The organism is uncultured Faecalibaculum sp. (assembly GCF_910588395.1).
Classification (GTDB): domain Bacteria; phylum Bacillota_I; class Bacilli_A; order Erysipelotrichales; family Erysipelotrichaceae; genus Faecalibaculum.
In genome coordinates, this window is sequence record NZ_CAJUPA010000009.1 from 21747 (window position 1) to 34537 (window position 12791).

The 12791-nt window shown below is 56.5% G+C and carries 11 protein-coding genes and 1 other annotated feature; of the genes, 4 read left to right on the forward strand and 7 right to left on the reverse strand.

The window, feature by feature from the left end; all coding sequences use genetic code 11:
* Nucleotides 1-46: 46 nt before the first annotated feature.
* Nucleotides 47-309, reverse strand: a binding site (T-box leader).
* A gap of 52 nt (nucleotides 310-361) precedes the next feature.
* Entirely contained in the window at nucleotides 362-2281 is a 1920-nt protein-coding gene (locus tag QZ305_RS03730) for an aconitate hydratase (RefSeq protein ID WP_294730187.1), read from the reverse strand.
* Nucleotides 2282-2448: 167 nt separating this feature from the next.
* Between QZ305_RS03730 and QZ305_RS03735 the strand changes: the two genes are divergently transcribed.
* Nucleotides 2449-3732 (forward strand): citrate synthase, encoded by a 1284-nt coding sequence (locus QZ305_RS03735; RefSeq protein WP_294730188.1) that lies wholly within the window; start codon nucleotides 2449-2451, stop codon nucleotides 3730-3732.
* A 201-nt stretch (nucleotides 3733-3933) separates the two neighbouring features.
* Here the strand turns inward: QZ305_RS03735 and QZ305_RS03740 are convergent, their stop codons facing one another.
* Nucleotides 3934-5139, reverse strand: coding sequence for an NADP-dependent isocitrate dehydrogenase (locus tag QZ305_RS03740; RefSeq protein WP_294730189.1), 1206 nt, complete (start codon nucleotides 5137-5139; stop codon nucleotides 3934-3936).
* A gap of 290 nt (nucleotides 5140-5429) precedes the next feature.
* Here QZ305_RS03740 and QZ305_RS03745 point away from each other — a divergent pair, with 290 nt between their 5' ends.
* Both QZ305_RS03745 and QZ305_RS03750 read left to right on the forward strand, forming a co-directional pair.
* Nucleotides 5430-6659 carry a serpin family protein gene (locus QZ305_RS03745; protein WP_294730190.1) on the forward strand — a complete coding sequence of 410 codons (1230 nt, stop codon included), beginning with the start codon at nucleotides 5430-5432 and terminating at the stop codon, nucleotides 6657-6659.
* Between the two features lie 232 nt (nucleotides 6660-6891).
* Nucleotides 6892-7935: a hypothetical protein gene (locus QZ305_RS03750; RefSeq protein WP_294730192.1), complete on the forward strand. Its 1044-nt coding sequence runs from the start codon at nucleotides 6892-6894 to the stop codon at nucleotides 7933-7935.
* 233 nt (nucleotides 7936-8168) lie between these two features.
* Here the strand turns inward: QZ305_RS03750 and QZ305_RS03755 are convergent, their stop codons facing one another.
* The 5 genes from QZ305_RS03755 to QZ305_RS03775 form a co-directional block, all read right to left on the reverse strand.
* Nucleotides 8169-8864, reverse strand: coding sequence for an alpha/beta fold hydrolase (locus QZ305_RS03755; protein WP_294730194.1), 696 nt, complete (start codon nucleotides 8862-8864; stop codon nucleotides 8169-8171).
* Nucleotides 8854-9183, reverse strand: coding sequence for a hypothetical protein (locus QZ305_RS03760; RefSeq protein ID WP_294730196.1), 330 nt, complete (start codon nucleotides 9181-9183; stop codon nucleotides 8854-8856). Before QZ305_RS03760 ends, QZ305_RS03755 begins: the two co-directional genes overlap by 11 nt.
* Before the next feature lie 101 nt (nucleotides 9184-9284).
* Nucleotides 9285-9551 (reverse strand): hypothetical protein, encoded by a 267-nt coding sequence (locus QZ305_RS03765; RefSeq protein ID WP_294730198.1) that lies wholly within the window; start codon nucleotides 9549-9551, stop codon nucleotides 9285-9287.
* Between the two features lie 5 nt (nucleotides 9552-9556).
* Nucleotides 9557-11026: a neurofilament protein gene (locus tag QZ305_RS03770; protein ID WP_294730200.1), complete on the reverse strand. Its 1470-nt coding sequence runs from the start codon at nucleotides 11024-11026 to the stop codon at nucleotides 9557-9559.
* Nucleotides 11023-11298, reverse strand: a complete 276-nt coding sequence (locus tag QZ305_RS03775; protein WP_294730202.1) for a hypothetical protein — start codon at nucleotides 11296-11298, stop codon at nucleotides 11023-11025. The genes QZ305_RS03770 and QZ305_RS03775 overlap by 4 nt, the downstream gene beginning before the upstream one ends.
* Before the next feature lie 346 nt (nucleotides 11299-11644).
* Between QZ305_RS03775 and QZ305_RS03780 the strand changes: the two genes are divergently transcribed.
* A complete protein-coding gene (locus QZ305_RS03780; protein WP_294730203.1) occupies nucleotides 11645-12739 on the forward strand; it encodes a S1C family serine protease in 1095 nt (364 codons plus the stop codon).
* Nucleotides 12740-12791: the final 52 nt, after the last annotated feature.

A 12791-nucleotide genomic window follows, 5' to 3' on the forward strand; every position in this document is an offset into this window, starting at 1 on the left:
GGGGGCTGGCGGGCATCATGCTGTATATGCAAAAAGCCCCCGTCCCGCAAAGGACGGAAGCTCGTTCCGTGGTCCCACCTCTGTTCGCGGTTCCCTCGCAGAAACCGCCTTGAAGAGTGCCTGCTGACACTCCGGTCCGGTAACGGGGACTGCCGTTCTGCACTACTGAGCATCCGGTTCTGTGACCCGGACTGCCGTTTGCGCAGACCGCTTCCGGAGGTGTTTCGGCAGGAACAGCCCGGTCCTTTCACCGGACGGACCGTCTCTGAAGACTGTTTTCTGCGTACTGATTCCGGTCATCGCGTTATACATAAGACCTTACGGTCCGTTATCTCGGTTGTCAATTCCGGTGCCGGCTGCTTTACGCAGCGGTGTTCCGGATATAATTCAGGGCGCCGCCATGCCGGAGCAGTTCATAGTCCTCCGGCGTGATTTCGCAGTTCATCAGGTATTCCGTTCCCCTGGTCCGGTTCTTCACCGTCACCTGACCCGCAGCCGCCTGGGACGTGTCTTCAATGACCAGCACATCCAGCTCGTCAATGTCGTCGTAGTCTGCCGGATCCGCGAAGGTCAGCGGCAGAATGCCGAAGTTGATCAGGTTGGCTTTGTGGATCCGGGCAAAGCTTTTTGCCAGCACCGCCTTGATGCCCAGATACATCGGTGCCATGGCGGCGTGTTCCCGGGAACTGCCCTGGCCGTAGTTTTCACCCGCCACGATGAATCCGCCGCCCTGCTCTTTGCAGATGTCCGCAAATCCTTCCTTGTTGTTGCGGAACACGAACGTGGACAGCTTTTCAATGTTGGAGCGGTAGGGCAGCACTTCGGCGCCCGCAGGGGCAATGTGATCCGTGGTGATGTTGTCCGGCAGCTTGATGACTGCCTTTTTCTCCAGGGAAGGCGACAGCGGATCGTTTTCCGGCAGCGGCCGGATGTTGGGCCCCATGACGATTTCCACGGACGCCGGGTCTTCAGACGGCTGGCAGATCATGGAATCATCCACATACACCGGTTCTTCCGGAATGCTGTCGCTGTAGTTGACACCGGCAGGATCCGTGAAGACACCGGCAACGGCGCTGGCGGCTGCCGTTTCCGGAGACACCAGGTACACCCCAGCGCTCAGGGTCCCGCTGCGGCCGTAGAAATTCCGGTTGAAGGTCCGCAGGGAAACGCCATCGGTTTTCGGCGACTGCCCCATGCCGATGCAGGGACCGCAGGTGCATTCCAGGATCCGGGCACCGGCCTTTACAAAAGTGGCCAGCGCACCGTTTTCAATGAGCTTGGTCAGCACCTGGCGGCTGCCGGGAGAGACTGTCAGGCTCACACCCGGTGCCACGGTTTTCCCTTCCAGCACATTGGCGGCTTTCATCAGATCCTCGAAGCCGCTGTTGGTGCAGGAGCCGATGGACACCTGATCGACTTTCATGCCCGCCAGTTCCCGGACCGGCTTCACATTGTCCGGGGAATGGGGACAGGCAGCCAGGGGCTGCAGCCTGTTCAGATCGATGACAATGGTTTCGTCATAGACCGCCTCCTCATCCGCAGCCAGGGGCATCCAGTCTTCTTCCCGCTGCTGACGCGCCAGAAACTGCCGGGTGATGTCATCCGAGGGGAATACGGACGTGGTGGCTCCCAGTTCGGCGCCCATGTTGGTGATCGTGGCCCGCTGATAGACAGACAGCGATTCCAGCCCGGGACCGGAATACTCGAAGATCCGGCCCACACCGCCTTTGACCGAAAGCCGCCGCAGCAGTTCCAGAATGATGTCCTTGGCGCTTGTTCCATGAGGCAGCGCACCTTCCAGCCGCACATTCACCACCTGCGGCCACAGGATGCGGTAGGGCAGACCGGCCATGGCCTTGGCCACGTCCAGTCCCCCGGCACCGATGGCAATGGAAGCCATGGCACCGGCTGTGGGGGTATGGGAATCGGATCCAATCAGGGTGCGCCCGGGTTTTGCGAACCGTTCCAGATGCACCTGATGGCAGATGCCGTTGCCCGGCCGGGAGAAGAGCACCCCGTGTTTTGCTGCCACCGACTGCAGGTAGGCATGATCGTCCGCGTTCATGAACCCGGACTGCAGCGTGTTGTGATCCACATAGGAAACGGAAAGCTCGGTTTTCACCTGGTCCACACCCATGGCTTCCAGCTGTATATAGGCCATGGTTCCGGTGGCATCCTGGGTCAGTGTCTGATCGATGACCAGTTCCACCGGTTCACCGGCTACCGGTGTGCCGGAGACCACATGGCTTTCAAGAATCTTCTGTACAAGATTTTTCGGCATCTGCATCCCTCATTTCTTCATGAAAAACAGTATAGCAAATGCCGCAGGATTTTTGTAAAAATTTTCAGTCCTGCAACAAGTTTCATCTTTCGTGCTATACTATCAAAACGACGGTCCTGCCCGCAGCGGACAGGACCCGATGCAAGAAGGAAGGAAGCTGCTGCTGTATGGAACTGGAAAAGGACGACCTGCGGACGCTGTATACCGAAAGCGCCCGAAACAACCTCATCGATCCCTCGCTCTACGCCCGTTACCGGGTCAAGCAGGGACTGCGGAATGAAAACGGCACCGGCGTCAAAGTGGGACTTACCCGGATCTGCGACGTGGTCGGCTACCAGATGATTCACGGACACAAGCACGACACGGAAGGCCAGCTCATCTACCGGGGCTACACCATTGACGATCTGGTCCGCCGGATCCGGGAATCCGGAACCAGTCTGGGATATGAAACCACCGCCTTTCTGCTGATATTCGGACATCTCCCGGATGAAAACGAGCTGCAGGCTTTCCGGCGGACGCTTCATCAGAACATTCACACGGATTTCATTTCCGCCGCCTATCCCACCAGCAACCTGCTCAATGCCATGCAGATCGAAGTGCTGAAAATGTACGCTCAGGATGAGAATCCGGACAATGACGAACTGGAGGACCGCATGGTCAAGGGCCTGTCCATCCTGGCTTCCCTGCCGCTGTTCGTGTTCTCCAACCACACCGGCACCAAGATCGACGCTTATCCCCTGAAAGACGGGTCCCTGGCGGAAAACATCCTGTATATGGACCGTCAGGGAGGGTCCTTCACACCGGCGGAAGCCAGCGTTCTGGACATCCTGCTCATGATCCACGCCGATCACGGCGGAGGCAACAATTCCGCCTTCACCGATGTGGTTCTCACCAGCACCGGCACGGACATCTATTCCTGCATCTCCGCAGCCATGGGTTCCCTGAAGGGCCCCAAGCACGGCGGGGCCGCCAACAAGATGGCGCAGCAGTATGAAGCCATTGTGCAGGAAACCGGCATCACCACCGATCCGGCGGTACTGGAGGATCTCTGCTGGCGGATGCTGTCAAAAGAATTCGGAGACAGAAGCGGCCTGATCTACGGCATCGGTCATGCGATTTACACAAAGAGCGATCCCCGGGCCCGGATGATCAAAGAAGCCTGCCGGCAGCTGGCAGCGGAAAAAGGCGAAGAGGAAGCCTTTGCCATGATGGAAGCACTGGAAGAAACCGCCTGCCGGGTCATGAAGAAAGCCAAAGGCGTTCAGGTCTGTGCCAATGTGGACTTCTACTCGGGATTCGCCTACCGGATGCTGGGCATCGAACCGGAGCTGTTCGTTCCTCTCTTTGCCATATCCCGCACAGCCGGCTGGATTGCCCATCACCTGGAGAACCGGCAGAACAACCGGAAACTGATCCGTCCTGCCAACATCTACGTGGGAGAACGCTGGTAGCCGGTCTTTTCGCCAGACAGCCCAACAGACAGAATCCGCAGTCCTCTGCCTGCCCGTGATGCAGGAGAACTGCGGATTTTTCTGTTTTTCCATCTCCGGATGGCCTTGCATGTCATGCCGGATCCATGCCTGCCGCCATCCGGTGCCCCGGCCTGATCGGCAGACGAAAAACCGGATCGCAGGATCCGGTCAGATTCAGATTCAGGCAGCTTCCAGTTCGCTGCGGATGGCTTCCAGAAACGCCCGGGATTCCAGTTTCTGCGCGGGTACATCTCCGGTCCAGAGACTCACCAGGTCCCCGGTCATTTTTCCGCTTTCAATGGTGCGGATGCAGGCGCTTTCCAGACTGTCGGCGAATTCCACCAGTTCCGGGATCTCATCCAGTTCGCCCCGTTTGCGCAGAGCCCCGGTCCAGGCAAAGATCGTGGCCACGGGGTTGGTGCTGGTGCTTTCCCCTTTCAGCCATTTGTAGTAGTGCCGGGTCACGGTGCCGTGGGCGGCTTCGTACTCGTAATTGCCTTCGGGGGAGACCAGCACGGAGGTCATCATGGCCAGGGAACCGAAGGCGGTGGAAATCATGTCGCTCATGACATCGCCGTCGTAGTTCTTGCAGGCCCAGATGTAGCCGCCGCGGCTGCGGATGACCCGGGCCACAGCGTCGTCGATCAGGGTATAGAAATACTCCAGTCCGGCTGTTTCAAAAGCCTCTTTGTACTCCCGGTCGTAGATCTCCTGGAAGATGTCCTTGAAGCGGTGGTCGTACTTTTTGGAGATCGTGTCCTTGGAGGAAAACCACAGGTCTTTTCCCTGGTCCAGGGCATACTGAAAGCAGCTTCTGGCGAAGGATGAAATGGAATCGTCCTTGTTGTACTGGCCCTGAAGAACACCGGGGCCTTCGAAACGGAACACAACGGCTTTTTCCGTGGTACCGGAATCGGATTCAAACACCAGGCTGGCAGTGCCGGGTTCCGTGATGCACATTTCCTGGTTCCGGTACACGTCTCCATAGGCGTGACGGGCAATGGTGATGGGTTCCTTCCAGTTTTTCACCACCGGCTCGATGCCCCGGACCATGATCGGGGTGCGGAACACGGTGCCGTCCAGGATCGCGCGGATGGTGCCGTTGGGGGATTTCCACATCTCGCTCAGGCTGTATTCCTCCACCCGCTGGGCGTTGGGGGTGATGGTGGCACATTTCACTGCCACCCCCCGGCGCCGGTTCGCGTTGGCGGCATCTATGGTGATCTGGTCCCCGGTGGCTTCCCGGCTGGGCAGACCCAGGTCATAGTATTCGGTCTTCAGGTCGATATAAGGCTCCAGCAGAATTTCCTTGATGTCCTTCCACAGGACACGGGTCATTTCATCCCCGTCCATTTCCACCAGAGGGGTCTTCATCTGAATTTTCATGCAATTCTCCTTTACGGTCTGAGAGTAGCACCGGATGTAACTATTTTCAAGAAAATCTGAAAACTCTGCGGATGTTTCAGGAGAATGGCAGCGGATTTCAGTGCCGGCCCTGCCGATGGCAGCCTTTGTGGCTGGCTGCGGCTTCAGCATGGCAGCCGATCAGGATTCACAGCGGTTTCCTGCTGTTTTCTGAACTTTTTCTTATTGTTTTCTGACATTTTCCCTGCCGCACGGGTCTGCACTGGAAAGCATGAGCCGCAGCAGGCACAATGAATACAAAGGAGAATCTCATGAACTGCAAAAAAACCATTTCCTGCCTTCTTTCCCTGGCATTGATGGCGGGCTGTGCCGCGCCTGCCGGGGATGCACCGGCAGATGAAACACCGGCATCCGGAACTCAGACCTCGGGCCTTCAGCCAGAGACAGCCTCTGCTGTGGCAGCCTTCACCTGGAAACTCTTTGATCAGATGCACACGTCCAAAGAAAACACGGTGATGTCCGGACTCTCGGCATTTTTCGCTCTGGGAATGGCTGCCAATGGTGCTTCCGGTCAGACGCTGTCGCAGATGGAAGATGTCCTGGGACTGTCTGTGGCAGATATCAACCTGGCATCGAAATCGGCTCTGGAACAGACCGGCGGTGAACAGAACCCGCTGCATCTGGCGAATTCCGCCTGGATCGCCCGGCGGCTGTCTGCATCTGTCCAGCCGGATTTTCAGACAGTGCTGGAACAGGACTATCATGCCCCGGTGAATCTGGTATCGTTTGACGAAACGACAGTCCGGGACGTGAATGACTGGGTCCGTGATCAGACCGATGGCATGATCGACCAGATGGTGGATACCTTCCACGATCCGGCTGTGGTGCTGATCAATGCAGTCTCTTTTGATGGCCGCTGGCAGGATCCCTATGACAGTCAGGCCATGACACCGGGTGTATTCCGGAATGCGGATGGCACCGACAGCGATGTCACGATGATGCAGTCAAAGGAGAACAGCTATGTATCCACATCCGGCTTCGAGGGGTTTGTGAAACCGTACGAAGACGGCCGCTATGTCTTCGCTGCCCTGCTGCCAAAGGAAGGTCCGGTGGAGAATTCCATCGAATCCGCGCTGGAGACCCAGGACGAAGCAGAGCTGTTTGAAGCGCTGGCGCATCCGGAGTCCCGGACTGTTCATGCCGCACTTCCGGAATTCACTGCTTCCACAGAGAAACAGCTCAATGATGCACTGGAAACACTGGGTATCACGGATGTATTCCAGGACAATGCGGATTTCTCCAACATTTCCCCGGATGCTACCTTCTTCATTTCCGAGGTGCTGCAGAAAGCAAAAATCGAGGTGAATGCCCAGGGCACAAAAGCCTCCGCTGCCACGGATGTGGCCATCAGCGAGACAGCGAGTCTGGAGGATGATTCCGTGACCATCACCTGCGACAGGCCGTTTCTCTACCTGATTCTGGACACAGATACAAATCTGCCGGTGTTCATGGGTACATACCAGATGGCCGCAGCAGACTGATCCTGACCTGCTGATTCCACACAGGAAAACCGGAAACAGTCCGGGAACATGAATCCATCCGCAAAGCCGTGCCGGCCGGTCGCTGTTCAGAAGCTGGCTGAACACGGCTTTTTGTCATGATGCCAGGCACAAGTGAAGCAGATGTGAATTCACAAATATGTAATATAATAAATTATATTGAAATCAAAAACCCTTTCCGATATGCTTTTGGAACAGCCGGAAAGGAGCTTTGATGACAAAACGAACAACGGACATTGCCCTGGATCTTTCTGACAGTGAAAGCCAGGCGCTCTATGACGACCATGCCAAGCGTCTGCTGGGGTACCGCTGGATCCTGGCAGCGTTTCTGAAGGAAGTGCTGCCGGGGGCGGCGGGATACACTGTGGCGCAGATCGTGGAGATGATCGATCCGGATATCCAGATTTCCACCACCAGACTGCATCCGGATCTGCGGGTCCGGGGACTGAACACGGAATACAAGGATGTGCCGGATGAACACGACAACGGAAAGAAGAAAAAGCGGAGCCGGCAGATCCGCTTCGACATTCTGTTCCGGATCCGGCTTCCGGAGGGAGCCAGACGGTTTCTGATCAACATCGAGATTCAGAAAGAAAAGCCGGAGAAGTATGTGCTGCTGGACAGAGCCACAGCCTATGGAGCCCAGGAGATCACCAGTCAGCTGAATGTGGAGTATCTGGAGGGCAGTTACAGCGATATGCTGCCGGTGTGCAGCATCTGGATCGTGGCCGGGCAGGAGGAAAATACCATCAGCACCTGGGAATTGACGGAAGAGACTGACGGGATCCCGGGGATGTGGGGAGAAGCAGACAAACTGAGGCTGATGATCCTGGGATTCAACGAGAGATCCAGACATCAGGAAGGGGAAAAACCGGTGTGGAATTTACTGCGGGGTTTATTTTCGACTACAATGAAGACAGAAGAAAAGCTGGCGATCCTGGAGAAATATGATGTGCCGGTGATCGAGGATGTGGAAGAGGAGGTAGAGGATATGTGCAATCTGGGACAGGGTGTATATGAGAACGGGTGGCTGGAAGGCCAGCAGCATGGTATCATGCTGGGCGAAAAGCGTGGGGAAAAGCGTGGGGAAAAACGCGGGTACCGGAAGGGATACATGGCTGCCGAAGAGAATCTTGCAAAAAGAATGGATCGACTGAAACGGGAAATGATTGATGCCGGCAGACAAATGGAGCTTCTGGATGCAGTGGGCAACCCGGAGAAAATGGAGCGCCTGTTCAGAGAATTCGGCATCGAGTAACTGCCGCATGCAACGGAAAATGGTGCTGCACAACTGTCTGTCATCAGAATGCCTCCGCTGCCGTATTCCTGCATAAGATGCAGATTTCGGGTTTCCAAACCCGCGACTCACAAAGCAGCTCCGGTCACAGCCTGGCCGGAATCTCATCAGACTGAAAAGCCATCTGCCGGCACAAACACTGACAGATGGCTTTCTTTTTCCAGTTGCTGCCTTCAGGCGGTCTGACTTCCGGTTCAGAACAGAGAACTGAGCTGGGAAAACAGCATGATGGCGAGCTTTCCCGGGTTCTCCAGCGCCAGATCGCCGTGGTTCATCCCCTCCTGGATCTCCAGACTGGAATTGCGCAGCTGTCTGAGCAGCCGTTGCCCTGCTTCCTGCACCCCTTTGTTCTCCAGACTTCCATGAACGATGCGTGCCCGGGTTTTCCGGGACACCAGTTCCGGCGGCTGATAGGCGCTCATGGCCCGGAACACCGGTTCCAGGTCCCGGAACGCCGGAATCGAACCAATCTGATTGCGGAGTCTGGGATTGCGGCCCAGCGCCCGGTAACGGCGCTTCAGATACGCCGAAGGAATCAGCGGACGGGCCGGCTCCTGGAAGGAAACACCATCCAGGAACAGATTGAGGCGGGCAAAGGGCATATCCGAAGCAGCCTCCAGTGCCACCATGCCACCCAGACCCGATCCCCCGATCAGCTCCACTTCCCCTTTGAATTCCCGCTGCAGAAACTGCACCAGAGCATCCGCTTCCTCTTCAATGGACACGAAGGGAGTCCGGCTGTCGCCATGTCCGGAAAGATCCGGCAATACCACACAGTAACGTTTGGCCAGTACCTTCGCGGCTGCTTTGTACTGCCGGTGGTTCAGGCCTGCATCATGCAGCAGCACTACAACCGGGTTGTTCCGGTCACCCATGACTCTAAACTCCATCCGGCTTCACCTCCGGCTGCTTCTGCTCCGGTGTCTGCCGCAAAGTCTGTGCGGATTCCGGCTGGTCCGGTGTTTCCGGCTCTGCGGCCGGGATCCCGCTCTTTGACGGCTGTTCATCCTCTTCCTCCAGCGTCAGAAGAACGCTGGGGTCATCCATGAACGTACGCACCACAGTTCCGCAGTTCAGACACAGAATATGATACAGAGTCCCCGGCTCCAGAGTCACGATCTCGCTGTATGTCAGCCGGCCGTCTCCACGCTGCCTGGCCAGGACAAAATTCCGGCCATGGCAATACGGGCAGATATCCTGATGATCCATTGTTTCACTTCCTTTCCGGTTTCTTTCTTTGCTTTCATACAGTTTATTATGGCAGAGCCCGGCCATTGAAGCAAAACTCTGGAACCGCAAAAAAGCGGAGATCACTCTCCGCTTTTTGCTTTCTTTCTGGATTTTGGATCCGGCGCCTGTGTCTTCAGCGTCACGATGTACGTCCCGTCCTTGGGATAGGGGCTGGTGTCCTTCTGATCCGAGAGGATCTCCAGTTCGCAGGGGAACCCTGCAGCTTCCAGTTCCTCCAGCAGCTTGTCCTTGCCCAGTTTCTTCGTGATTGTCCGGCCCAGAGCACAGTTTCCGTACTGCTCAAGACAGTGCAGAACCCATTCCGGAATGGCGTTTTTCGCGGTCATCCGGCTCAGCTCTCCAGGATCTCGATGATCCGGGGATAGTAGTCATAGCGGCCATCCACAAACTGCAGAGCGCTGTTGGCAATGGCCTTTGCCTTGTTCAGGTCAATGTTCCGGTATACATTTGCGAACCGGAAGTAGATCTGATCCTTCAGCTGGTTTTCCCGCAGGATGTAGTTGTAGTTGGCATCACCCAGACCGTAGTCACCGTGACGGATCAGCAGGTCAGCCACATCCATCATGGCCCGGTTGTCATACCCCTGGTGCAGGTCTTCGAACTGGCTCAGAACCGCATAGATGAAGCCTTCGTAGTATTTCACATCCTTGTACTGCCAGGTGGGCAGAACGGCGTAAGCCACATCCATGAATTTGTTCAGCACTGCAGGCAGATCTGCGGGAATTGTCTCATTGAGCTGGGCAAAGGAGCTGATTCCCTTGTTCTGTCCCATCACCAGCAGACGGCGGATCAGGTCGAACAGTGTGTTGTAGACATCCGCGTTGTGCATGCCGTCATCCGTCAGTTCCATGGACAGAGCCTCGGCAATCTGATCGCTGATGGATTTGAAGTCGGAGGCTTTTACATCCATGCCTTCCGCAGCTTTGGCAATCACAACCGGCAGCAGCGTCAGGTCGTAGCCGTTGGCCTCGAAGTCCTGATCTTTGGCAGCTTCCGGGAATTTCTCCAGAATATCAGCCAGAATCTTCTCTTCATCGGCTTCCTTCATGAGCAGGTTCCGGTAATCCTCCAGGTTCATGTCCACGCCCATGGCTTTGGCCATTTCCACCAGGGTATACAGATCGAAGGCATCATAGGAGGCCTTCTTCTCGGCTTCCGGGATCTCCGGTTTGACAGCGGTTTTTCTGGCTGCAGCTTTCTTTCTGGCCGGTGCCGGTTTTACGGTTCTGGCCTGCTCATTGATGGCTTCCTGAATCTTCGCGCCGTCTTCGGCTTCGGCTGCCAGCTTTTTGTCAGCAGCTTCGATTTCCGCCTTGTCGGCTGCCGGCTTCGCGGCTTTCGCAGCCTTTGCCGGTTTCACGGTTTTGGCCTGTTCATTGATGGCTTTCTGAATCTTCGCACCGTCCTGGGCTTCGGCTGCCAGCTTTTTGTCAGCAGCTTCGATCTGCGCCTTGTCGGCTGCCGGCTTCGCGGCTTTGGCGGCAGCAGCGGGTTTCTCCGTCTCTGCTTCCCTGCTGATGGCTTCCTGAATCTTCGCACCGTCTTCAGCCTCGGCTGCCAGCTTTTTGTCTGCGGCTTCGATCTGTGCCTTGTCGGCTGCAGGCTTCGCGGCTTTGGTGGCTGCAGCAGGTTTCTCCGTCTTCGCCTCCCTGCTGATGGCTTCCTGGATCTTCGCGCCGTCTTCGGCCTCGGCTGCCAGCTTTTTGTCAGCAGCTTCGATCTGCGCCTTGTCCGCAACGGGTTTTGCGGCTGTCTTCTTCGCAGCTGTCTTTGTGGTCTTTCTGGCAGGTGCTTTTTTCACAGCGGCTTTTGCAGCTGTTTTGCCCGCTGTCTCAGCAGCAGCGACAGCTGTGCCCGTTCCTGCTGCTTCTGCAGAAGCTGCAGTCTTCGCGGCAGATGCGGCTGCTGTCTTTCGGCTTTTTGCTCCAGCTGCTTTCGCGCCAGTTTTCCGATCAGCTTTTTCAGCTGCTGCAGCAGCGCCCGCTGCAGCTGTACCTGTGCCAGCTCCAGCAGTTTTTGTTCCAGCTGCGGCTTTTGTTTTCTTCTCTGCGGCTGTTTCTTTCTTCGTTTCATCCTTTTTTGTCTCTATCTTTGCGGCTGCCGCGCTTTTTGCGGCGGCGTTCGTTTTCTTGACTGCCATTCAATGACCTCCTGTTATCTCTACAAGTATATAATACAACGCCGGCTTTGCCAAAAACCCTCAGACAACTGAAATGCCCGCTGAAGTACAAAAAGCCGCCGGCTGTCACTGCAGTCAGCAGCGCCGGACAGATTCTGCTGCAGTCTGCTTCTGCCGGCCCCGGCCGCAGCCACCGGCTCCGGAAACAGTCAAAGCCGGTGCAGAAGCCGCTTTTCAGACTTTTTTCAGCTTCATGCAGTAAAATGAGGCCATATCGAAATCACGGAAAGGAAATGCAACATGAATCAGAACAATCAGCCTCCTCAGTTCCGCAAGAAGTCTTCTGCGGGGAAATGGATACTGGGCCTTGTCTGTGCAGGCCTGATCGGCGGTGCTGCAGGATATGGCGGTGCACTGCTGGCGCAGAATACAGACAGTCAGCAGCAGTCAGGAGTGAACATTACCCAGGGACAGTCTCCCATCAGCGGCCGGACAGAAGCCGTGGATGTAACGGATGTGGTGGATGCGGTGCGTCCCACAGTGGTGGAGATCACCACGGAGTCTGTCTCCAGCGGGAATTCCCTGTTCGGACAGTATGTCTCCCAGGGTGCCGGATCCGGCGTCATCATGTCCAGTGACGGCTACATCATTACCAACAACCATGTGGTGGAAGGCGCCAGAACCATTGCCGTGCGCACTGCCGATGGTTCCGAGTACGAAGCGAAGCTGGTGGGCACAGATCCCTCCACGGATCTGGCTGTGATCAAGGTGGAAGCCCAGAATCTGCAGGCAGCCACGTTCGGCAACTCCAATGACCTGAAGGTTGGCTCCGTGGCGATTGCCATCGGCAACCCGCTGGGTTCCCTGGGCGGAACTGTGACCACCGGCATCATTTCTGCGCTGGACCGGGAAATCGTGATCGACAATGAAACGATGACCCTGCTCCAGACAGATGCGGCGATCAACCCGGGCAATTCCGGCGGCGGTCTGTTTGATGCCTCGGGCAACCTGATCGGCATCGTCAATGCGAAGCAGTCGGCGACCGGCATCGAAGGGCTGGGCTTTGCGATCCCCATCAGCGATGCGGTGGATGTGCTGCAGGAACTGATTGAAAAGGGGGCTGTGACTTCCCGGCCGCTGCTGGGTGTTTCCCTGCAGGAGATGAAAGACGGCATCTACATCATGCAGGTAAGCCAGGGCGGATCGGCGGATGGCGCCGGTCTGGAAACCGGAGACCGGATTGTCTCCTTTGACGGCACGGAAATCAGTTCCGTGGCACAGCTCAAGCAGCTGCTGAGAAAGCACAAAATCGGTGATACGGTCACCATGGAAGTGGAACGCAACGGCCGTCAGGGCACAGTGGATGTCCAGCTGAAAGGACAGGATCAGAACTGAGATTGCCTTCTGCAAGGGCTTTCAAATTCCGGACAGACGGAAGAATTGCACG